The sequence below is a fragment of the Nocardia flavorosea genome (assembly GCF_015477805.1).
Taxonomy (GTDB): domain Bacteria; phylum Actinomycetota; class Actinomycetes; order Mycobacteriales; family Mycobacteriaceae; genus Nocardia; species Nocardia flavorosea_A.
In genome coordinates, this window is the sequence record NZ_JADLQL010000002.1 from 1,123,603 (window position 1) to 1,145,722 (window position 22,120).

Sequence of the window (22,120 nt, forward strand, 5' to 3'; positions counted from 1 at the left end):
CACGACAGCTTCGGCGCGGCGCCAACCGGCCGGTGGTGATTACTGCGTGTACTCAGCGAGCGGGACCGAACCCCTGATCCCACCGGCTCCCTCCTGGGAGCGCGGATCGTGATCATATCCCGGCCGCTATTGCGCGGCAACCGGATCCGTACCCTCCGGATACCCGCACGACTGGTCGAAACAGCAGGTCAGGGCTTTGACTCGAAACCCAGCTCGGCGATCGAGCTCTGGAACTGGGCCCCGGAATTACCGAGCCCGGTGACCCAGATCAGAACATAGCGAGCGGCCTGATCGGTTTGCACCGGCACCTCCGTGACCCCGTCACCGAGCACCGCGGTACCGGCGAGCTGTGTCTGATCCAGGGTGGGTGTTTCGGTGGGCGAGGTCCGGATCTCGACCGAGGTCCCGGGGGTGGGCGAGGTGATGGTGACCTTGGTGAGGTTCGCCGGGCTCGGCAGTGTCGCCAACAGTCCGACCCCCTGTTTCAACGCCGGGAACTGCTGGAAGTACTGGTCGGTGCTCCACGTGGTGGCCGGATCGCCGTCCATCGCGGCGGCGGCGCCGTCGGGGTCGTCGGGGGTGCCCTCCGGGGAGAACACGGTGATCCCCGAAATCGGCACCGGTACGCCGGCGGCCGCGGCGGGCGTGCTCGACGGGGCCGCCGAGCTCGGCGATTCCTCCGGTGCGCGGCTCGTCGTCAAACCGATCGCCCGCTGCTCGTTGAGCGGTTCACTGGAATCCCCCGGCGCGAAAACGCTCACCAGCCACCAGATGACGATGCCGACCACGAGCGCGGTCAGAATCCCCAGGGCCACCATGATCCACATCATCCGCTGCGATTTCTCGCGTTCGGCGGCCAGCAGTTCCGGATCGGCCAGCGATTCGTCGGCCGGGGCCGGGGCGCGCTGCCCCAACCGCAGTACCGGGATGAAATCGGTCTTCTGGTCGACCACCGAGGCCTGTTCCAGCACGTGCTGGATGGTGGCGGCGGTGCGGACCCCCGTGTTCGGTTCCAGTGAGCGAACCGCCACCGCGGAGATCTCGAAGGGAACCTCGGGCCGGATCTGGCGTGGTTCCACCGGAGTGCCGTCCGGACCGAAATCTGCCAGGCGCAGCCCGCCCACCGCGGCGGCGCTGCCACTGACACCGCCGGTCCGCAGCGGCCACCGTGCAGTGATGAGTGCGTAGAGCATCGCGCCCAGGCCGCGCACGTCGCTCTGCGGGTCGGCATCGCCGAGGGTGCCGGGGAAGGCGAGTACCGCGTCACCGTTCGCGCTGATGCGGATGCGGTCCGGATGGTCGATCGACAGCGCGCCGCCACTGCGGTGCGCCATTTCGGTGGCCGAGGCCAGCACCCGGATGGCGCGCGCGGCACCGATCGGGGACGGAACGGTCTCGGCCATTTCGCGCAGCGAGCGTCCGGGCGTCCATTCGGCCACCACGATGCCACCGGAACTGCCGCGCACCACATCGAGTACGCGCGCCAGACCCGGGGAATTGATACGGCCCAGGCGCAGCGTGCGGGACAGGATTGCCTGCGGGCCGTCCTGGCCCGAATCGCTTGCCGCCCGCTGATCCGCGTCGACGAAAGTCAGCGCCACTTCCCGGTCCAGCTTGATATCGAGCGCCTGCCAGAACTTCAGGCCGCGCGCGCCGCCGTGGTCGGCGAGCAGCCGATATCGCCCGCCGGCGACCGAAGCGCCGGCGATGAGTTTGGGCCCGCGCTGCACCCGGCTCGCCTGCGTCATCGGTGGTACGGCGATCATCCCGGTGTCGTAGACCGGGTCGGTGGCCGATACCGTGGCCCCGGTGCGCTGGACGTGCTCCTCCGACAAATGCTCGGCATCGTCCGGCTGCCCGGTGGCCGCGTCGTCGTATCGGGGTCCGCTGTCCGGTGCCTGCTCGGGCGGGCGGGCGGATTCGGTGGAACCGGTATCCGCACGCTGGGTGCGCGCCTCACCCGGCTCCGACTGCTCCGGGGGAACATCGGTGGACAAGCGTCCGCTCGCCGGATTCCGCGCAGGATCGGCGGCTGGGACCTTGCCCACCGCGTCGTCGCTCACCCTCGGACCTCCTTCGCCCTGGTATGCCGCAAACTCGGCGGGTCTATCACTTGTGCCGGTCTGCCGAACAGGGTACGGGAACTGGCCGGGTACGGTGCGATCAACCGAGTCCGGCCGGATCACCGGTAGCACCATTGTGCTCTGTGCGTCCATGGCCGAATCGAAGCCGGAGTACGCGAGATACGGGTCGGGCCGGCGCAGGATCCGCGTGGTGTGCTCGTCCTCGACGGGTTCGTCGAGATCCAGCGGCGGCGCCGGCGGGGTGATACCGAGCCGCCGCGAAATCGCGACCGTGATGGCCACGACCTCGGGGATCCCGGCCAGGCGCATCAGCCCGAACGCCACCGCGAACATCACGATCGCGGTGATCCCGACCCGGATGAACGAACCCGGACCGCCGAGCGATTCGGTGAGCCGGTCCAGACCCATCACCCGGTCGGCGATGAGCATGACGGCACCGCCGGCCAGCGAGGACAGCAGCACCCGGCTGACCGTACGTCCCACATTGGCCATCCGCAGATCGCCCAGGCTGCGGTGCAACAGCCAGCCACCGATCACCGCACCGGTGGTGAAACCGAGACCGGTGGCGATACCGAGCACGATCACCACCTGGTCGCTGCTGTCGGCGATGAACGGGGCCAGCGCCGAGAACAGGATCTTGACGGCGGTGATCCCGAGGATGATCCAGGTCGGCGTCCACGCCTGTTCGCGTGCGTAGAACACCCGCAGATGAATCAGTACGAGCGAGTACGGAATCAGCGTGAACGCCGAGAAACTGACCGCCGTACCGAGCCGGGAGGCGTCCTCGGCGAAGCGCGCGTACCCGAACAGCGCATCGCCGACCTGGGGGCCCGCCAAGGTCAGGAAGGTGACGATCGGGATCAGCGCGATCATGGTCAGCCTGGTGGCCGCCGACAGGTCGTCGACCACGGCCGGGGTGTCGTCGTTGGCGGCATTGCGGCTGAGCCGGGGCATGATCGCGGTGAGCAGGGTGACGCCGATAACGCCGTACGGCAGCTGCAGCAACAGCCACGCGTTCTGGTAGATCGCGGGGCCGGCCTCATCGGCGTGTGAGGAGATGTTGTTCGCGAAAATCCCGCCGATCTGGCTGATCAGCACGTAGAGGATGATCGCCGCGGCCATGGTGCCGAACTGTTTGAGGCGGTTGTCCAATCCCCACAGCGGCCGCAGATCGATGCCCTGGCGGCGGATGGCCGGCAGCAGGCTGACCGCCTGCACGATCACGCCCAGAGTTACGCCACAGCCGAGGACGAGCAGTTTCGGATCGCTCATCCGGACCGGATCGAGGGTGATCTCCCCGGGTGTCAGCGCGTAGAGCCCGAGCACCACCAGCACCAGCACGTTGTTGAGGACCGGCGCCCACGCGCCCGGTTTGAACGCACCCCGGGTGTTGAGGATGGCGGTGAACAGGGCCGACAGCCCGTAGAACAGCACGGCCGGGACCAGCAGGAAGGTCAGTGCCGTGGTGAGCGATGTATTGACCTTGCCGTCCGCGGAGACGAAAACATGGGTCGCCAGAACCGGAGCCGCCGCGGTCGCCAGGACCGCCGCGGTACCGAGGATGACGGCGGCGGCGGTGACGAGCCGCCGGATGAACGCGGCACCCCGGTCGGGATCCTCCTGTTCGGCCCGGACCAGCGTGGGCACCACGATGGCGGTGAGCACGGCGCCGAGCACCAGTTCGGCGATCATGTTCGGAATCAGGCTGGCCGAGGTGAACGAACTGGCGATGGCCGGGCCGAGGACCGCGAGCAGCAGCAGCTGTTTACCGAATCCGGTGATGCGGCTGATCAGGGTGGCGATCGCGATCGAACCGGAGTCCTTCAGCAGCCTTGACTGACTGTTGTCGGGTTTGTCCCCGGTATCGGCCGCTTCGGGCGGGTCGGCCACGGCGACCGCGGGCAGCGGGCCGGTGCGAGGACGGTCACCGGCAGCCGGCGGGACTCGCGTGGGTGCAGCGCGCTGCGGTTCGACCGTAGTCGCGACCTGCGGTAGCGGTTGTGACGGCGGTGCCTGCCGGCGCGGTGGGGTCTGCGGGCGCAGGTTCCCGGGCGGCGGTGCCGATGGCGCCGGCCGGTTCGGCTGCCGCTGCGGACCGGGAGCCGCCGGATTCTGCCCGTGCGCGGGGTTGCGCCGATCGGCCGGACGCGGTGGCCGTTCGGGAGTTCGATCCTGCTGGATGGGCCGCATCCGCTGGGCTGGGAAAGGTTCGGAAGCCGGCTCGTTCGGAGGGCTTGCGGGCTCCGGCCGCGGCTGCACCGGGGGCGCGGGGGGACGTGGGGGCCGCCGGTGGTCGGCATCGGGTTGCGCATCGTGCGGCCGGGCGGGACCGGGCTGCGGACGCCCGGCCGGCGGCGGTACGGAAGATCGGAACGCGGCGGGTCGATTCGCGGGCGGCGCCGCCGGCGGGTGTGGGGCCGGAGGCGGGGCGGCCGGGCGCTGGTCGGGTCCCACCGCGGGGCGGGCGCCGGACGGCGGATCCAGGGGCGGCATACCGGGCCGGCCGCCGGGACGCGGATTCGCGGGTGGTAACGGGCGCCGGACGCCAGGGGGCGGGTTCTGGGGCGCTACGGCAGGTCGCGCGCCGGACGGCGGATTCTGTGGCCGGCCGGGGGCGGGATTGCGGCCGTCGGGCGCGGGGGTACGGCTGTCGGGCGCGGGAGGGCGCTGTCGATTCGCGGCATACCGATCCTCCCCCGGGTGCGGGCCCGGCCCGGCCGGGCGCCGGCCGGAGGGTCCTGGCCGCGGTGCCGGATCGACCGGCCGCTCGGTCCGGCGCAGCTGCGGTGGCGGCTCGCGGAAGGATTCGCGGTCGGTATCGCGCGGGTTGCCGGTCATCTCCGGCCCCGATCCGGGAGCCGGAGACACCCGCTCCCACGGTGCACTGGGGGCCCGCCGGCCGCGTGGACCGTCGGGCTGTCTACCGGGCTGTTGCCGATGAGCGGAGGATTCATCGTCGCTCATCATGCCTCCTGTATCGCCCGGACCCCCGCTTGCCGGTTGTCCCCTGTGTCGTGCCGAACACTTCGCCGCCACTGTTGCGCGCAACGAACTGTACGGTGCGGGCGGCGGGCCGTATCCGGCCGCGCACCGGCGTCCCGGACGGACCAGGAGCGCCGATGCGCGCACCCCTCCAATCTTCCATGGGACGCCCGTGCCGGTCATCTCCCCAGGTCGGCCCGCGCACGTCCGATCCGGGACATCGAGAGCCGGGATTACACCCGCTCCCTGCGGTGTGCCGAGCGGTGACCGGTTTCCCGCGCTTCGTCGCTCACCTGGAACTCGGCGTGGCCGGATTTGCGCCGCCGGGCCCGGCCCAGCCGGATCACCCGCCGCCGGACCCCCGGGTCCACGCCCTTGTCGGCCGGATCGCGTTCGCCGTGGAAGCGCTTCCACAGGCGGCGGCCGGCGAGCAGGAACAACAACGCCGCGGCGCAAGCGGTAATGATGGCAAGAATCTGCCCGTAGGCGTTCGAGCGCACCGAGATCGAGGTGGCATGGCCGAGCGGTATTCCCTCGGGCGTACTCAGCGATATCGGTACGACGAGGTTGCGGCTGTCGCTGACCTCGGTCGGGATCTGGAAGGAACGGGTCCCGCGGGGTGGGAGCAGCTGTTCGCCGATATCGGTGATCTTGGTTTCCGGCGGCGCGTCGATCCGGAAGCGGATCCGCATCGAAATGGGCAGATCATTGCGTGCCACCAGCAGCAACGGACTCGACTCGGAGGCCAGCGTGTACACCCCGCCCGGGGGCAGCACGGTCACCGACCGGTAGATCTCGTCCACCGCCGCGGTGGTCTTTTCGATCCGCCGCTGCGCGAAGACCTCGGCTTGCCCGGTGGGGCCGCCGCGCCGGTCCGACAATGACAACGCGCGCACCAGATCGTCACGTAACGGGTCCAGATAGCCGCGCGGGGTCGGCTGGGTTTCGGGCACCTCCACCATGGCCTGCAGCAGCTGGGACAACCGGTGCGACTGATCGCGGGCCGGTATTGCGAAATGCCCGGGGACCGCCTCCAGGGCGGCGTCCGGGAGCGGGGCCAGTTGATAAGGCGCCGGGTCCGGCGCCTGCCCGACCAGATCGCCGAACGGCCGCGGAACCGCCAGTCTGCTGTCCACCAGCAGTTCGAGCTGGCGCAACAACGCGATCGCTTCGTCGCGGTTGGCGCCCCACTGCTGTGGCGGCATGATCAGCTGGGAGCGTGGCCGGCCCGGATCGGCGTGCAACGCCTGCCAGGACACCGCACCCAGCGCGTCCTGCAGACGTGCGCTGCGCGAATCGTTGGTCACCGGATAGCGGGCCGATTCGGGGACGTAGGCCGGAGTCGGCGGATTGGAGCCGATACCGGCCAGCGCCGCCGCCGGCCAGATATCGAAGGTGGCTACCCGCAGTGCGGGATCAGCCGTCGAGGTGCCCCCACTACCCGCATGATTCGGCGGTGCCGCGGCACCGGGCGTCGCGGGCCGACCCTCGGCCGGTACGGGGCCACCGGCGGGGACGGCCTGTTGTTCGGCCGCCTCGCCGGGGGCGGGGGCCGGTGCGGCTCCCGCGATACCTGGCAACCGCACCACATCCGGCACCGGAGCGTACGGGTCACCGGCCCCGCCCTCCGGCGCGACCGCGTTCCCCGCGAGCACCGCGGTATCGAAACCCTGTGCTTTCAGCAGTTGCGCCGCGGGCGGGTCGAGACTGCTGGCATCGGGCAGGCTCACCCCCCGCACCGACCTGGTGTTCAGGATCGAATCGACGATCTGCGCGGGAGCCCCCAGCGCCCGGGCGGTGAGAGCCGGATCGTTCGCCACCGCCAATGCGGAAATATCGACCTGCGCGAACGGCAACGCCACCGTGCACATCGAGGAGGCCAGCGCACGTACCCGGTCCAGCCACTGCTTCGCGGCCTCGGTGCCCGTCCCCGGTCGTGTCGCTCCTTCGGGATCCGACGGGCTGGCCAGCACCCGGTAGTCCTCGGTCATCGCCTGCACCGTGAGCAGTAGGTCCGGGTCGACGGCCAGGCATATCGCCGAAGCCGGGCCGCCGGCCGAGCGGTCGTCGCCGACGACCGTTTCCAGCGCCCCGACCAGTTCGTCCAACCGGCCACCGCGGCTCAGCGACGCCGCAAGTTCGTCGTCGGTCAGCTCCACGGTCCGGTCCGGATCGCCGGGCTGGCCGGCCACCATGCGCGGCCGGTCGGCCAGCGGCCACAGCAGCGTCGTCGATACCGGCGGATTGGCCGGCGCGGGCAGCGGCGGGGCGCTACCGTCCGCGGCCGCGGGCAGGCCGAGCACCGGCAGCAGGAAACGGGCATCGTCCAACCGCGCCTGGCCGCCGTAGTCCGGGGTCCCGTTGACATTCAGCAGCAGCGGGTAGACACCCGGTTCGGTGATGTTCAACGACTCCCCGGAGCCGTCGCGCAGCGGTACCGACAACGTGAACTGCTGGCGCTGGCCCGGCTCCAGCCGTACCGCGATGTCCTGGAACGGGGTCGGATAGTCGTAGCTGGCCTGATCCAGTTTCAAAGTGGTGCGCAGTTCGCTGGGATCGGCGATCGCCCGCGACCGCTGCACCCGCACCGTCACGGCGTCCACGCCGCGGTCACCGATATTGGTGACTGTTCCGGTCACCGTCAGCAGCGGTTCGCTCGTGGTGGTCACCGTGCCCGGGCTCACCGAATCCAGCGACAGTTTCAGGAACTGCGGCGCAGCGGTATCCTCGGCCGACCCGGTCGGCTGCGCGTAGGCGGCGGTCACGGGCAGCGCGGACAGCGCCGTCACCGCGCCGAGGATGGTCAGGATCACGAAGATGATCCGACTCGGTCGACGCGTCATCGCTTACCGGTCTCCATCCGGTCGATCAGGCGGTTCGCCACCTCGGCCAGCCTGCGCTCGTCGGCGTAGGCGAGCCTGGAGTTCAATTCGCTCAACGGCACCCAGTCCACCTGGGTGACCTCCACATCCGCGTCGGATAGTTCGCCACCGACCGAACGCAGCAGAAAATGGTGCACTGTCTTGTGTACCCGCCGCCCCTCGGTGACGAACCAGTAATCGATACTGCCCAATTCGGCGACCACCACGCCCTGAATACCGGTTTCTTCGGCGACCTCGCGAATAGCCGTCTGTTCCGAGGTTTCGCCTTCTTCGATATGTCCTTTGGGCAGCGACCATAGCAGCCGTCCCCGGCGGTCCGTCCGGCCGATCAGGGCGGCGCATCGCTTATCGGGCGGCCCGTCGAGTCCGTCGACAACCAATCCCCCCGCCGAGGTCTCACGCACCGTGCGCATACGCGGTTTGGCCGCACCACCGGCCGAACCCCGGCGCCGGGGCTGGCGGCGTCGACTGTTCGCGCGATCGGCCGGAGACACTACGCAATACTAGAGCAGTATCTTTTTGCGCCGCCTCCGGCGGCGCGGGGTTTCGGCCCCTTCGGCTTATGCTTTCCGCCCGATCGAGGGCCCGGCCCCCGCACAACGCCAAGGGAGGGGCCGAACCCCGCGCGCCGAAGGCGCGCCGATGAACACAGTAAGGTTCTGCTGTGGTTTCGACGGAGTCCGAGGATGCAGTGCTGGATCGCCGTACTCGTTTGCTGGCGGCGGCGGCGGTCACGCTGGGCCGGCTTTCCGATGTGCTGACACCGCTGGGGGAAATGTTCGCCGCACGGGGTTTCCACCTGTATTTGGTGGGCGGCAGTGTGCGGGACGCGGTTCTGGGGCGGCTCGGCACCGATCTGGATTTCACCACCGACGCGCGGCCCGAGCAGGTACAGCAACTGCTGGACGGCTGGGCGGATCAGCTGTGGGATACCGGGGGGCTCGCATTCGGGACCGTCAGCGCGGCCAAGAGCGGCCAGCAGTTGGAGATCACCACGTTCCGTAGTGACGCCTATGACCGGGTTTCGCGGAATCCACAGGTCAGTTTCGGCGACGATTTGGAAGGCGATCTCGTCCGCCGGGATTTCACCGTGAACGCGATGGCGGTGAAGATCGCGGCCGACGGTGCACTGGAATTCGTGGACCCGTTGAACGGGATGGAGGCGCTGCTGGCGGGGGTATTGGATACTCCGGCCGCGCCCGCTGATTCGTTCAACGATGATCCGCTGCGGATGCTGCGTGCGGCCCGTTTCGTTTCTCAACTGGGTTTCACCGCGCATCCGCGGGTACGGGATGCGATCACCGAGATGGCGCCGGAGATCGAACGGATCACCGCGGAGCGGGTACGAACCGAGCTGGACAAGCTGATCGGCGGCGCCTATCCGATCGACGGCATCAACATGATGTGTGAGACCGGGCTGGCGCAGCGGGTGCTGCCCGAGGTGCCGGCGATGAAGCTGGAGATCGATGAACATCATCAGCACAAGGATGTCTACTGGCATTCGCTGACCGTGCTGGAACAGGCGATCGACCAGGAAGAAGGCGATCCCGACCTGGTATTGCGTTGGGCCGCCCTGCTGCACGATATCGGCAAACCGGATACCAAACGCAACGAACCCGGGGGCGGGGTCAGCTTCCACCACCATGAGGTAGTGGGCGCCAAAATGGTGCGGAAGCGGATGCGGGCACTGAAGTATCCGAAGCAGTTCACCGAGGATGTGGCGCGGCTGGTGTTCCTGCATCTGCGGTTCCACGGCTACGGAAAAGGCCAGTGGACCGATTCCGCGGTTCGCCGCTATGTCACCGACGCCGGGGACCTGTTGCCGCGGCTGCACAAGCTGGTGCGCGCCGATTGCACGACTCGTAACAAGCGTCGTGCCGCCGCACTGCGCGCCACCTATGACGATCTCGAGGCGCGGATCGCCCGTCTACAGGAACAAGAAGATCTGGCGCGGGTCCGGCCGGATCTGGACGGTAACGCGATCATGGAGTTGCTGGGGCTGCCGCCGGGGCCCGAGGTGGGCCGCGCGTGGCGTCATCTGAAGGAGTTGCGGCTCGATCGCGGTCCGCTGACCCGCGACGAAGCCGAGGAAGCCCTGCGGCAGTGGTGGCAGTCGCAGCAGTGAACCGGCCGGTCAGAACACGATCAGGGTGGTGCCGGCCACGATGGCCGATCGGATCTGGGCCAGGTCGAACGATCCGCTGACCGGTGCCACTTCGATCCGGAAGCGGACCAGTTCGCCGTCGCGGACCGCGCGTCGCACCCGGGCCCCGCTCGGTAGTTCCGGTATCCGGATCGGTTCGGTGGTCCGCCAGCGCGGGGGTACGGGCATACCGAACCAGGTCGCGCGGTGGACGTCGAGTTCGAGGACGTCGTCGGTGATGGACGCGTCCAGTTCGGCGCTGATCCGCCGGCGCCGGTGGACCGCACGGACGATTCCCTGCCCGGTTACGGACAGTTCCCAATCGCGGGCGTGGCCGGCGAACCGATCGAGCAATGCCGCCGAGGTGACGGTGCCGTCGATATCGACCCGGGCCGAGCGCATTCGCGTCGGCACGCCCGGTACCAGCCGCACCTCGTGCGCGATCACGGTGACCTCGTCGAGCACCAGGCCGTCCCAGAGCAGGTCACGCAGTACTGCCTTGGTCTGGAAATGTGCGCCGCGGCGGCGCACTTTCAGCACGTCGAGGGTGCCGGTGAGGTGATGATCGAGCACGGTCGCGCTGATCTCCCGGCCGCCGAACCGGCTCAGAATCCCCTCGCTGAGCACGGTGAGCACGGTATCGGGCAGCAGGGCGGTGACGGTGCCGGCGCCGAGGTCGGCCATGGGTTCCACCCAGCCGGTGGTATAGCTGATCCACTGCTCCAGCCGGGACGGCTCGAACAGTCGTCTGCCGAGGTCGACCGCCCACAGTGGGGAGAACGGGGAAGCCGACGGAGGGTCCGGATGTGCCGCCATGATCACTTCCGAGGGTACTGGCCCGGACCGGCCCGCCACCATACGTAACAGGCCGCGCCGGTGTGCCGGAGGGACTGGGAATCCGTGCCATCCGACTCCGGTGCGCAACGGCAGTCACCCGATGCAGTGATGACAGAGCACGCGGAACATATCCGCCGGACACCGGTGCGTCCGGTCTCGAATGGGCGCGATGGCGGCGAGGCTCGGGTAGGTTCACTGCGACAACGGGACTCGACAGGAGACAGTGAGCTGTTGACCGAGGTGGTGTGGGGTTTCCGGCCGGGTCGTTGCCGGCTCGTATTCCTCGGATTGGTACTTACGGGTTATCTGGGTATACCGGCGCCCGCGCAGGCGGTACCCCATCCATGGGCCCCGCCGCCGGTGAACGAATGCGGTGAGGTCGGATTCGATCCGCTCGACCGCGCGCCCGACCCCGCCGCGCCGCCGCCCCCGCCGGTCCAGGTGCCCCCGCAGATCGATATCCCGATCCCGGTACCGCAGTTCACCCCGGTGCCCGTGCCCGACCCACCGCACGACAACACCCGGATCGTCCCGGAGCCGCTACCCGTGGACCCGTGCCGTAACCCGTGCCCGGATATCCGCGACACCCCGGAGCCGGAACCATCGGACGACGGCAAGGACAACGACGGGCTCACCCCGCCCGCGCCGCCCGGCACCGGTTCCGGTAGCGGTTCGGCCACCGGCAGCAGTTCGGGCAGTGGTTCCGGTTCCGGTGATCCGGTGAAACTGCCGCGGATTCAGTTCAAACCGGAGATCGAGCCCATCCCGATCCCGGTGCCCGGCGGACCGGGCGATCCACCGCAACCCGCGCCGCCGCCGGTCGTGCATCCGGCCGAACCCGGTCCCGTCGCGAGTCCGGCGCCGCTGCCCCGGGTGGAGTCGGTGCGCTTGGTCGAGCAGGTGACCGGGCACGGTTCGCCGAACCGGACCGATATGCGCTGGCAGGTCGACGGCACCGATCTGGGTTTGATGTGGGAGACGAAACCCGGCGAGGTCGCGGTGGTGTTCGGTGATACCTTCGGCGCGGGCTGGGTGCCCGGCGGCGCCGGCGGTGCGGATGCGGATTGGCGCAGCAATATCCTGGCCTACAGCACCGACCGCGACCTTGCCGACGGGTTGCGCCTGGACACCATGGTTCAGGACAGCCGCTGTCACGCCGCCGAACTGCTGGGCAGCCGCAAAATCAAGAACTGGGAGACCACCACCATCCCCACCTCGGGTTTCGCCCTCGGTGACCGCCAGTATCTGAGCTATATGTCGGTGAATCGCTGGAGCCGGATACCGGGGCTGTGGTGGACGAACTACGGCGGTATCGCCTACTCCGACGACAACGGCAGTACCTGGGTCAAAGATCAGCACGCCCGATGGGAGAACCTGTTCGGTCTGGGCCGGTTCCAGGTTGCGGCGATGGTCCCGCACGGCGACTACGTGTACATGTTCGGTACACCCAACGGCCGGATCGGCGTGATCGGACTGGCCCGGGTGCCCAGCGACCAGGTCCTGAACAAAACCGCGTACCAGTACTGGGTGAACGGCACCTGGGCGCCGGCCTCGGAGAATCTGGCCACTCCGCTGGTGCCCGGTATCGCCAGCGAGCTCTCGGTGCGGTTCGATACCGAATCGGGGCAGTGGCAGATGTCGTATCTGGATTCCGCGCGCGGCGCGATCGTCCTGCGCACCGCCGCCCAGCCGCAGGGGTTGTGGACCGAGCCGGTGCCACTGGTGTCCACCGCCGACTACCCCAAGGCGTACGGCGGTTTCATCCATCCCTGGTCCACCGCCCGCGATCTGTATTTCACGCTCTCGGAGTGGGATTCCTACAACGTGTACCTGATGCACGCCCGCCTGACTCCGCCGGACTGATCCACCGCTCAGGCCGGCCCGGCGCGGCGGAACCGTATCCGCTGACCCGGCCGGGCCTGCGCAAGGAGATCGATATCGGCGTCGAGGACCACCGCGATCACCGGGTAACCCCCCGTGATCGGGTGATCTGCGAGAAAGATCACCGGCTGCCCGCCGGGTGGGACCTGCACCGAACCGAGTGCCACCCCCTCGGTTCGCAGTTCCGCCGTGACGGCCCGGCGCAGTGGTGGACCGGCGGCCCGGTCCAGGCGTGCGCCGACGCGGTCGGTGTCCTGGCCGACCGTCCAATAACCGCTGAACAGGGCACCGGGGTCGGTGAACCAGTCGTCCCGTGGGCCGAGCAGGGCCCGGATCTCCAGGAGATCCGGTGGCGCGGGTTGCGGTGCCTGATCGATGTTCGGCCAGTTCCGCGGCGGTGGACCGGTGGGCAGCCGGGTCCCGGCGCGCAAGGGCGGCGGTCCGATACCGGAGAGTGTGTCATAACTGCGTGAACCCAGGACCGGCGCGATATCGATGCCGCCGCGCACCCCTAGATAACTGCGCAGCCCGGCCGGCGCGAAACCCAGCCTGAGGATCTGCCCCGTATCCAGGTACAGCACGCTCGTATGACCGACCGGAGTTCCGTCGACGGTCGCCGGCGCCGGCGCCCCGGTGACCGCGGCCAGCGTCGGCTTCTCGGCCCGCAAAACCAGTCCCCCGAGCAGAACCTCGATGCCTGCCGCGTTTTCCGGGTTCCCCACCAGCCGGTTGGCCAGCCGTAGCGCCCCGCGGTCGGCCGCTCCGGCCGGCCCCACCCCCGAATCGAACCATCCGGGACGGCCCAGATCCTGGACGGTGGCGGCCGGCCCGGTTTCCTCGATCACGATCATCGAAAGGCCGCCGCATCGACGAACCGGACGAGCCCGCCGGCCCGGATCAACGCGGGCGGGTCGCGTTCGGTATCCCATACGGCCAGGTCGGTACGGCCGATGAGCTGCCAGCCCCCGGGACTTTCCCTGGGGTACACGGCCGAATAACCGCCGGCCAGCGCCACCGAACCTGCCGGAATCCGGGTGCGCGGGGTGGACCGCCGGGCCACAGCGAGCCGGTCGTCCGGTGACTCCAGATACCCGAAGCCCGGCGCGAAGCCGACGAAGGCACACCGCCACACCGTGCCGGTGTGCGCCGCGACGATCTCGTCGGAACGTAAGCCGAGCGCACCGGCCACCTCGGGCAGGTCCGGTCCGTCATAGTGGACCGGAATCCGTACGGGTTCGCCGCGCGGCAATGTTCCACGGGAAACATTGCCGGGAACGGTCTCGTTCACCGCGGCGATCAGCCGTTCGATCTCCGGCCGCAGCCGCGCGGCCGACGCCGGTGAATCCAGGGTGACCAGAACGGTTTCCGCCGCGGGAAGTAGATCGACGACACCTGGCAGCGACCGGTGGCGCAGTTCCGCGGCCAACTCGGCGACCCGATCCGGGACCGGGGTACACAGGAACGCCCGATCGCCGGCGGGACGCAGTACCGGACCCGCCTCGTCCCGGCTTCGCAGGGGCCGTGACAGTTCACTCACCTCGCTCCCGCTTGTTCAGGTGAACGACGCTACCGCGATCCCCGCGTCTTCGAGAGTGGCCCGGATCCGCCGCGCCATCTCGACTGCGGCCGGGCTATCGCCGTGCACGCAGATACTGTCGGGCGAGACCGTGACAGTGCCGCCGCCCGCGACCCGCGCGGTCCCGGTTTCCGCCAGCGTCACGGCCTGGGCGAGTGCCATCTCCGCGTCCAGTACCGCACCGGGGGTGTCGCGCGGCGCCAGCCCGCCCGTCGCGGTGTAGGCGCGATCGGCGAATCCCTCGCTCACGAACCGGATACCCGCGAGCGCGGCCGATTCCTGCAGGTGGGTCCCCGCGGGACCGAGCAGCACCAGGGCCGAATCGTATTCGCGCAGCGCGGCGACGACGGCATCAGCGAGGGCCGGCTGCGCCGCCGCGGCATGGTAGAGCGCCCCGTGCGGTTTCACATGACGTACCCGGTCCCCTGCCGCCCGCGCGAAACCGTCCAGCGCGGCGATCTGGTAGAGCGTTTCGTCCCGCAGCTCCGCCGGGGCGACGGCCAGGGCCCGCCGGCCGAACCCCGCCAGATCCCGGTAACCGATATGCGCTCCGATCCGCACACCCTTCTCCACCGCGAGCGAACACGTGCGGCGCATGATCGAAGGGTCGCCGGCATGGAATCCGCAGGCGATATTCGCGCTGGTGACGATGTCCAGCATGGCGGCATCGTCGCCCATACTCCAGGCCCCGAACCCTTCGCCGAGGTCGCTGTTCAGATCGAGTCCCACCGGTCCTCCTTCCGCCTGCCCCCATTGTTCCCGCCCGGCGGGCACGCGACACCCGCGACCGTCGTGCTCGTGGGCCGAATCCGCATGGCGAGGCGAAAAGCACTCTTGTATTTCGAACCGCGCGTGGCCGCCGGTGATCACCGCGCCGTTCCCGGTGCACCGGTGAATCGGCGAGAACGGCCGCAATGTCGTGAAGCCGAACCCTCGACCCGAATACCACGCACTGTCCGGATTCCAGGTGTGCCACCGGCCGATGAGCCGCTCGTGAAATGTTCCAGGGCAGATTCGCAACCGGTCAGCCCTGAGCGCCGACTGCCGCGGAGTCCGCACGCCTGCGTTTATCGCGCCGGTTGTTCAACAACAGCGCGACGATGCCCGCCCCATAGCACCCCGCCCCGGCCACGATCACCGCGAGCGATCTGCCGTCCGCCGGGACGGCCACCGCCGTCAGCGCGACCGCCAGCACGAACGCGATATTGAAGACCGTGTCCTGCAGGGCGAACACCTGTCCGCGGTGGTCGTCGGCGATATCCATCTGCATGGCCGCGTCACCGGTGAGTTTGATGATCTGGCCGGCCAGGCCGAACAGGAATGCGCCGGCGAGCAGCAGTTGGTGCGCGCGGCGGGTGGCGTCCGCGGAATCGGCCAGGGCGGTGGGCAACACCAGGGCGAGTTGCACGACGATCGCGCAGGACAGTCCCAGCAGCACCGTGCGCGCCCGGCCCAGCCGGGGAATCAGGAACGGGGCCAGCAGTGCGGCGAGCAGCATTCCGGCGGCGGTGGCGCTGATCGCAACACCGAAACCGATGAGCCCGCCCTCGGCCGAGGTCGTACCGGCCGGCGATTCCCGCAGCACCAGCACCATGATCAGCGTATTGGCGCCGAAAACGATCCGGTGGGCGCCGATTCCGATCATCGCGGTCGATACGTCCACCGAACCGCGTACCGCCCGCGCCCCCACCAGCAGTCCGGTGAGCACGGCCCGCACCGCACTCACCGTCCGGCCGGGCCGTGTCTCCGGCCCGAGGACACGCGGCCGGAACCCGGCGGCGAGCAGCACACCGGCCACCGAACCGGTCGCGCTCACCGCGACCGCTACCGCCGAGCCGGTATCGCCGGCCCCGATCAGTCCGATAACGGCCACCGCCGCGGCCGCCCCCGCCGCCGCGCAGGCCGAACCCGCGGTCGCCAGAACCGAGTTGGCCGGCACCAGCCACTGCTGCGCCAGCACCCGGGGCAGCGCCGCGGAGACACCGGCCGCGGTGAACCGGCTGATCCCGACCACCGCCAAGGCCAACAGCAGCAGCGGACTCGCACCGACTCCGGCCAGCAGTCCGAGCGTTACCGCGACGATCACCAGCCCCCGCACGATATTGGCCACCAGCAGCACCGCTCGCCGATCCCACCGGTCCAGCAGGGCGCCCGCGTAGGGCCCGATCACCGAATACGGCAGCAGCAGCACCGCGAAACCGGCCGCGACGGCGAGCGGGTCGGTTTCGCGTTCCGGATTGAAAAGGATCGCACCGGACAGCGCGGCCTGGAACATCCCGTCGCCGAACTGGCTGGTGAACCGCACCAGGGTAAGCCGCAGGGCGCCGGGGCTCGCCCGGACCGCGGCGCGGATCGTCTTCAGTTCGTATTTGCGCTCGCCCGTATCGGCCACCCGGTCCGGTGCGGCAGGTTCGGGCGCGGCGGTGGACACGGCCGCGACGCTACCTGTTCGGCGGGCCCGAACGTATTCCGGCCGGGCCGCACTCCTCGGTGATCAGCAGGTCCACGGCTTCGCGCATATCCGGGGCCATGGGAAGCGTGCCCAGTGCGTCGGCATCGATCCAGGCATAGGCATCGTGTTCGTCGGGTTCCAGGGTTACCTCACCGGGCTCGGCTTCGGCCAGGAAACTGAATTTGCGCACCTTCGGTTTCGTCCGGGTGGCGTAGTCGAACCAGCCGAGAAATTCGGTGATGGAATGCGCCACCAGCCCGGTTTCCTCGAAGAGTTCGCGCACCGCGCTCTCGGTGAGAGTTTCCCCGTGCTCCACTCCTCCGCCCGGCAGTTCGTACATTCCGCCGAGATCGGCGCCCGGCACCCGCCGGACCACCAGAAGCTTGCCGTTGCGGAACACCGCGACACCCACCACCAGATCGGTGACACCGTCGCGCCGCGCACCGGCACGAAGCCGCTGCTCGATCCGTGCGAGTGCTTCGGGTCGCATCGTTCACCTCCCGGTCCGGTATATCCATTTTCGACGACCACATGCCGCACCGCCATTACCGTCCGCCGCTGCTCACCGGCCGTTCACCCCGAGGTCGTTCGCGTAAAATGCCGAGAGCGGACGATCGACGAAGTGGGGTTCGGGGTGTCCCTGCGGAAGAAGTAATTGTGCCCGAGGCCGGAAAGGAGGCGTGTGATGTCCACACCGCCCACCTCGCATATCGACGTCCATCGCGGCGGCGACCGGATGAAGACGCGGATATCCTGGCTCGATTCCAGACACTCGTTCTCCTTCGGCGAGCATTACGACCCCGAGAACACCCATCACGGCCTGCTGATGGTGAACAACGACGATATCGTCCTGCCCGGTCAGGGCTTCGACACACATCCGCACCGGGATATGGAGATCGTGACCTGGGTGCTGGAGGGTTCGCTGGTCCATCAGGATTCGCTGGGACACAGCGGTGTCATCTATCCGGGTCTCGCCCAGCGGATGAGCGCCGGTACCGGGATCCGGCATTCGGAGAAGAACGATTCCTGGCGAGTCGATCCGGGCCGGGCCGAGCACGAGCAACCCGTGCATTTCGTGCAGATGTGGGTGCTGCCCGACGAACCCGGTATCGAACCGGGATATCAGCAACTCGAGATCGACGCCGAACTGGCCAGGGGCGGCCTGGTCACCGTGGCCTCGGGCCTACCGCGCTACCGCGAGCGCACCGCGATCGCCATCAACAGCCGTCATTCCGCGCTGCATGTGGCGAAGCTTTCCCCGGCCGCCGAACGCAGTGCCGACCTGCCGGAAGCGCCCTACCTGCATGTTTTCGTGGCGCGTGGCGCAGTGGAATTGGAGGGTGCCGGCCGTCTGGACACCGGTGACGCCGTGCGTCTCACCCATTCCGGAGGCCGGCGGCTCACTGCCGCCGAGCCGGCGGAAGTGCTGATCTGGGAGATGCACGCCCGCCTCGGTGCCGGATGAGCCGGGCGTCGTCCGGTCGCTGCCGAACGCGCTCACGCGGGGTGTCCGCGCCGACGACCCGCGTGAGATGACCACGCACTGTTCGCGCTGACCGCCGTACACGCCGCCGCCGTTCGATCGGGTCTGCGACCGCACGGCCGCGCCGAACGGGGCACGGAACTCGCCGCGGCCACCGATACCGTCGACAATGGTGAGGCGAACTCCGCGGTGCCGTTGCAACGACACCGCTGTGGTCGTGACCGCCAGCCGAGGAGGAACGATGACCTATCCACCGCCCCCGGGATATCCCGCGCCGGAACCGTATCCGGGGTCCGGGCAGCAACCCCAGTATTGGCAGGAATCACCCAAGAGCAAGGGCCTGGCGATTGCCGCCCTGGTCTGCGGCATCCTGGCCGCGATCAGTTTCTGCACCATCGTCGGCGGCATCCTGTTCGGGCTCCTCGCCGTCGTCCTCGGCGCGATCGCCGCGGTGAAGGTCCGCCGAGGCACCGGGGGTGGCGGCGTAATGGCGGTGATCGGCCTGATCCTGGGCGCGGTGGCGATTGTCGCGGCGATCGTGTTCGGCGTGTTCTTCTGGAACTTCTGGGAGGATTCGGGCGGCAAGGATTTCACCGACTGCGTATCGCGCGCCGGTGGTGACCAGCAGCAGATCGCCCAGTGCGAGGATCAGTTCAACCAGCGACTCGAAGACCAGTTCGGGGTGACGATGCAACCCCCCGTGCCGACGAACTGAACGGTCCGGCCGCTCGCAGATCGCCCCGGCCCGCCGCCGGCACCGGCATACTGGGTTGTGTGACTTCCGACGTGACCAGCCCCTCCGGTATCGATCTGTCCCATCTCGACCCGGCCGTCCGGGTGCAGGACGACCTGTTCACGCATGTCAACGGCGCTTGGCTGGCCGGGTACGAGATACCCGCCGACCGGGCGGTGGACGGTGCGTTCCGCACGCTGTACGACCGTGCGGAGCTGGATGTGCAGGAGATCATCCGCACCGCCGCGGGCGAGCCGGGCAGCGATGCCCGAAAGATCGCCGATCTGTACGCGTCCTTCATGGACACCGAGACCGTCGAGGCGGCGGGGCTGACGCCCGTCACCGAGGAACTGCGCGCACTGGCGAACACCGCCGACCGCGGTGAGTTCGCCGCGCTGATCGGCCGCCTGCAGCGAACCGGTGTCTCCGGCCCGGTCGCGGTCTATGTCGATACCGACGACAAGAACTCCCAGCGCTACCTGGTCAACGCGACCCAGTCCGGTATCGGCCTGCCGGACGAGTCCTACTACCGCTCCGACGAGTACGCCGAGGTGCGGGAACGCTATATCGCCCATATCGATCGGATGTTCGCCCTGGCCGCCGCGGACCCGGCTGTCGCGGAACTGCTCGACGTGGAATCGGCGGGGACCCGGGTATTCGAACTGGAGCGCAAGCTCGCGGCCGGCCACTGGGATGTGGTGCGCCGCCGTGACGCCGAACTGAGCTACAACCTGACGACTTTCGCCGCGCTCGCCGAGCAGAACCCGGAATTCGACTGGGGCGCATGGGCCGATGGGCTGGCGTCCGGTGTTTCGGGCGAAGGCTCCCTGCTGCTGTCCGAACTGGTGGTCCGGCAACCCGACTACCTGCGCACGTTCGCGCAGACCTGGGCATCGGTGCCGACGGCCGAGTGGCGGCTGTGGGCGCAGTGGCGGGTGCTGCGCGCCCGCGCACCGTATCTCACCGAGGCCCTCGTCGAGGAGAGTTTCGATTTCTACGGCCGCACCCTGACCGGCGCCCAGGAGAACCGGGAACGCTGGAAGCGCGGGGTTTCGCTGGTGCAGGACCTGCTCGGCGAAGCAGTCGGCAAACTGTATGTCGCGCAGCACTTCCCGCCCGAGGCCAAGGCCGCGATGGTGCGGCTGGTGGAGAACCTGCGCGAGGCCTACCGGCGCAATATCACCGATCTGGATTGGATGACCCCGGCCACCCGCAAGGCCGCGCTGGCCAAACTCGACAAGTTCACCCCCAAGATCGGATACCCGGACCGCTGGCGTGACTATTCGGCCATCACCGTGGACCCGGCCGACCTGGTGGGCAACTACCGGCGCGGGTACGCCGCCGAACACGACCGGGACCTGAACAAACTCGGCGGCCCGGTGGACCGTGACGAATGGTTCATGACCCCGCAGACGGTGAACGCCTACTACAACCCGGGGATGAACGAGATCGTCTTCCCGGCCGCCATCCTGCAGCCCCCGTTCTTCGATATGAACGCCGACGACGCCGCCAACTACGGCGGTATCGGCGCGGTGATCGGTCACGAGATCGGGCACGGGTTCGACGATCAGGGCGCGAAGTACGACGGCGACGGCAATATGGTCGATTGGTGGAGCGATGCCGACCGCGCCGAATTCGGTAAACGCACCCGCGCGCTGATCGACCAGTACGATGTCCTCTCCCCCGCCGATCTACCCGACGAGCACACCGTGAACGGCGAGTTCACCATCGGCGAGAACATCGGTGATCTGGGTGGACTCTCGATCGCGCTACAGGCCTACCGGATCTCCCTCGACGGCCGGGAGCCGCCCGTGATCGACGGCCTGACCGGTCTGCAGCGGGTGTTCTTCGGCTGGGCACAGGTCTGGCGCAGCAAAGTCCGCCCCGAGGAGGCCGTCCGCCGCCTGGCTGTGGACCCGCATTCGCCTCCCGAGTTCCGCTGCAACGCCGTGGTCCGCAATATCGACGCCTTCCACGAGGCTTTCGAGGTGAAACCCGAGGACACCCTCTACCTGTCCCCCGAGCAGCGGGTGAAGATCTGGTAGACCGCGCCCGGTGAACATCGAAGGGCGGTGCATCCCATGGACGCACCGCCCTTCGATGTTCCCCCCGGCGCTCTCGCGGCTGGTCTACCCCAACAGCTGATCGCGCCGAATTATGCGGTGTTCCAGTCGCCCAGCCCGTCACCGGCGTTCAACGTGCCGCCGTCGGTGTTCTGCACGATCACCGCGTCACCCTTGCCGACGTTCTCGTAGAACCATTTGCCGTCCTCGGTGCTCACGTTCAGGCAGCCGTGGCTGGTGTTCGCGTAACCCTGCGAACCGACCGACCAGGGGGCGGCGTGCACGAAGATGCCGCTGTTGGAGATGCGGGTGGCGTATTCGACATCGAGTTTGTAACCCTCGGGATCGTCGATCGGGACCCCGTAGGTGGATGAGTCCATGACCATCTCGCGCCGCTGCTCACCCACGATGTAGGTGCCGTTGGGCGTTTCGTGGCCGGGTTTGCCCATCGAGGTGGGCATGGTCCGCACGACCTCGCCGTTGCGGGTGACGGTGATGGTTTTGGTGTTGTCGTCGGCGGTGGCTATTACGGCGTCGCCGATGTGGAAGGCGCTGCGGCTGCCGCCGGCCTCCACCACCACATCGGTCTGGGCGGGCCAGAACTCGGTCGGCCGCCAGCGCACCTGCTTATCGCTCCACCAGTAGAAATGCCCGGGTACCTCGGTCGACGGGGTGATCTTGATGGCCCGTTCGGCCGCGGCCCGGTCCGAGATCGGTTCCTTGAAGTTGATGATGATCGGCTGGGCTATACCGACCTGTTCGCCTTCGGCGGGGTTGATCGCCGGGGGTGCGAAGTTCGCCTTCGGCGGGGTGGGCTCGGCCTCGATGATCCCGCCGGCCGACCCCGTGGGGAGGTCGGGCAGTGCGTAGGCGGGTGCGGTGGCCACCGTGGTGGCGGTGGCGAGCGCGGCCGTCAACAGGACACCCTGCCGGAGCCGGCGCGCAGCCCGGCGAGCGATCGGCAGCGACCCGGTGTTCTCGGTGACATGCATAAGAGTGTTCGT

The 22,120-nt window shown here is 68.8% G+C and carries 15 protein-coding genes; 5 read left to right on the top strand and 10 right to left on the bottom strand.

What is annotated here, in order from left to right:
• Positions 1-188: 188 nt before the first annotated feature.
• From IU448_RS14030 to IU448_RS14040, 3 genes are all read right to left on the bottom strand, one after another.
• The gene (locus IU448_RS14030; protein ID WP_416383008.1) at positions 189-4,127 is read right to left on the bottom strand and encodes a lipid II flippase MurJ; all 3,939 of its coding nucleotides are present in this window, start codon (positions 4,125-4,127) and stop codon (positions 189-191) included.
• Between the two features lie 1,172 nt (positions 4,128-5,299).
• Entirely contained in the window at positions 5,300-7,909 is a 2,610-nt protein-coding gene (locus IU448_RS14035) for a DUF6049 family protein (protein WP_228812692.1), read from the bottom strand.
• A complete protein-coding gene (locus IU448_RS14040) occupies positions 7,906-8,442 on the bottom strand; it encodes an NUDIX hydrolase (protein ID WP_195055944.1) in 537 nt (178 codons plus the stop codon). Before IU448_RS14040 ends, IU448_RS14035 begins: the two co-directional genes overlap by 4 nt.
• 170 nt (positions 8,443-8,612) lie before the next feature.
• Here IU448_RS14040 and IU448_RS14045 point away from each other — a divergent pair, with 170 nt between their 5' ends.
• Positions 8,613-10,073 carry a CCA tRNA nucleotidyltransferase gene (locus IU448_RS14045; protein WP_280458305.1) on the top strand — a complete coding sequence of 487 codons (1,461 nt, stop codon included), beginning with the start codon at positions 8,613-8,615 and terminating at the stop codon, positions 10,071-10,073.
• 9 nt (positions 10,074-10,082) lie between these two features.
• Here IU448_RS14045 and IU448_RS14050 read toward each other — a convergent pair whose 3' ends face one another.
• Positions 10,083-10,907, bottom strand: a complete 825-nt coding sequence (locus IU448_RS14050; protein WP_195055945.1) for a hypothetical protein — start codon at positions 10,905-10,907, stop codon at positions 10,083-10,085.
• A gap of 309 nt (positions 10,908-11,216) precedes the next feature.
• Here IU448_RS14050 and IU448_RS14055 point away from each other — a divergent pair, with 309 nt between their 5' ends.
• On the top strand, positions 11,217-12,791 hold the full coding sequence (locus IU448_RS14055; protein WP_195056316.1) for a DUF4185 domain-containing protein: 1,575 nt from the start codon (positions 11,217-11,219) through the stop codon (positions 12,789-12,791).
• Between the two features lie 8 nt (positions 12,792-12,799).
• On the opposite strand, the gene IU448_RS14060 is transcribed toward IU448_RS14055, so the two are convergent.
• The 5 genes from IU448_RS14060 to IU448_RS14080 all read right to left on the bottom strand — a co-directional run bounded on the left by IU448_RS14060 (position 12,800) and on the right by IU448_RS14080 (position 17,327).
• On the bottom strand, positions 12,800-13,660 hold the full coding sequence (locus IU448_RS14060; protein ID WP_195055946.1) for a biotin-dependent carboxyltransferase family protein: 861 nt from the start codon (positions 13,658-13,660) through the stop codon (positions 12,800-12,802).
• The gene (locus tag IU448_RS14065) at positions 13,657-14,295 is read right to left on the bottom strand and encodes a 5-oxoprolinase subunit B family protein (RefSeq protein ID WP_195056317.1); all 639 of its coding nucleotides are present in this window, start codon (positions 14,293-14,295) and stop codon (positions 13,657-13,659) included. The genes IU448_RS14060 and IU448_RS14065 overlap by 4 nt, the downstream gene beginning before the upstream one ends.
• 66 nt (positions 14,296-14,361) lie before the next feature.
• Positions 14,362-15,114, bottom strand: coding sequence for a LamB/YcsF family protein (locus IU448_RS14070; RefSeq protein ID WP_195055947.1), 753 nt, complete (start codon positions 15,112-15,114; stop codon positions 14,362-14,364).
• Positions 15,115-15,409: 295 nt separating this feature from the next.
• Entirely contained in the window at positions 15,410-16,777 is a 1,368-nt protein-coding gene (locus IU448_RS14075) for a hypothetical protein (protein WP_416383009.1), read from the bottom strand.
• A gap of 49 nt (positions 16,778-16,826) precedes the next feature.
• Positions 16,827-17,327, bottom strand: coding sequence for an NUDIX hydrolase (locus IU448_RS14080; RefSeq protein WP_195055948.1), 501 nt, complete (start codon positions 17,325-17,327; stop codon positions 16,827-16,829).
• 195 nt (positions 17,328-17,522) lie between these two features.
• Here IU448_RS14080 and IU448_RS14085 point away from each other — a divergent pair, with 195 nt between their 5' ends.
• From IU448_RS14085 to IU448_RS14095, 3 genes are all read left to right on the top strand, one after another.
• Positions 17,523-18,302, top strand: a complete 780-nt coding sequence (locus IU448_RS14085) for a pirin family protein (RefSeq protein WP_195055949.1) — start codon at positions 17,523-17,525, stop codon at positions 18,300-18,302.
• Between the two features lie 259 nt (positions 18,303-18,561).
• Complete coding sequence (locus IU448_RS14090; RefSeq protein WP_195055950.1) at positions 18,562-19,035, top strand: DUF4190 domain-containing protein; 474 nt, start codon at positions 18,562-18,564, stop codon at positions 19,033-19,035.
• 59 nt (positions 19,036-19,094) lie between these two features.
• Entirely contained in the window at positions 19,095-21,098 is a 2,004-nt protein-coding gene (locus IU448_RS14095; RefSeq protein ID WP_195055951.1) for a M13 family metallopeptidase, read from the top strand.
• A gap of 110 nt (positions 21,099-21,208) precedes the next feature.
• On the opposite strand, the gene IU448_RS14100 is transcribed toward IU448_RS14095, so the two are convergent.
• On the bottom strand, positions 21,209-22,108 hold the full coding sequence (locus IU448_RS14100) for a L,D-transpeptidase (protein WP_195055952.1): 900 nt from the start codon (positions 22,106-22,108) through the stop codon (positions 21,209-21,211).
• Positions 22,109-22,120 lie beyond the last annotated feature (12 nt).

Bases quoted from the DNA above. Each gene is read 5' to 3' on its own strand.
- IU448_RS14100 (WP_195055952.1), bottom strand. From the start codon at position 22,108: ATGCATGTCACCGAGAACACCGGGTCGCTGCCGATCGCTCGCCGGGCT.
- IU448_RS14085 (WP_195055949.1), top strand. From the start codon at position 17,523: ATGTCCACACCGCCCACCTCGCATATCGACGTCCATCGCGGCGGCGAC.
- IU448_RS14090 (WP_195055950.1), top strand. From the start codon at position 18,562: ATGACCTATCCACCGCCCCCGGGATATCCCGCGCCGGAACCGTATCCG.
- IU448_RS14035 (WP_228812692.1), bottom strand. From the start codon at position 7,909: ATGACGCGTCGACCGAGTCGGATCATCTTCGTGATCCTGACCATCCTC.
- IU448_RS14060 (WP_195055946.1), bottom strand. From the start codon at position 13,660: ATGATCGTGATCGAGGAAACCGGGCCGGCCGCCACCGTCCAGGATCTG.
- IU448_RS14050 (WP_195055945.1), bottom strand. From the start codon at position 10,907: ATGGCGGCACATCCGGACCCTCCGTCGGCTTCCCCGTTCTCCCCACTG.
- IU448_RS14080 (WP_195055948.1), bottom strand. From the start codon at position 17,327: ATGCGACCCGAAGCACTCGCACGGATCGAGCAGCGGCTTCGTGCCGGT.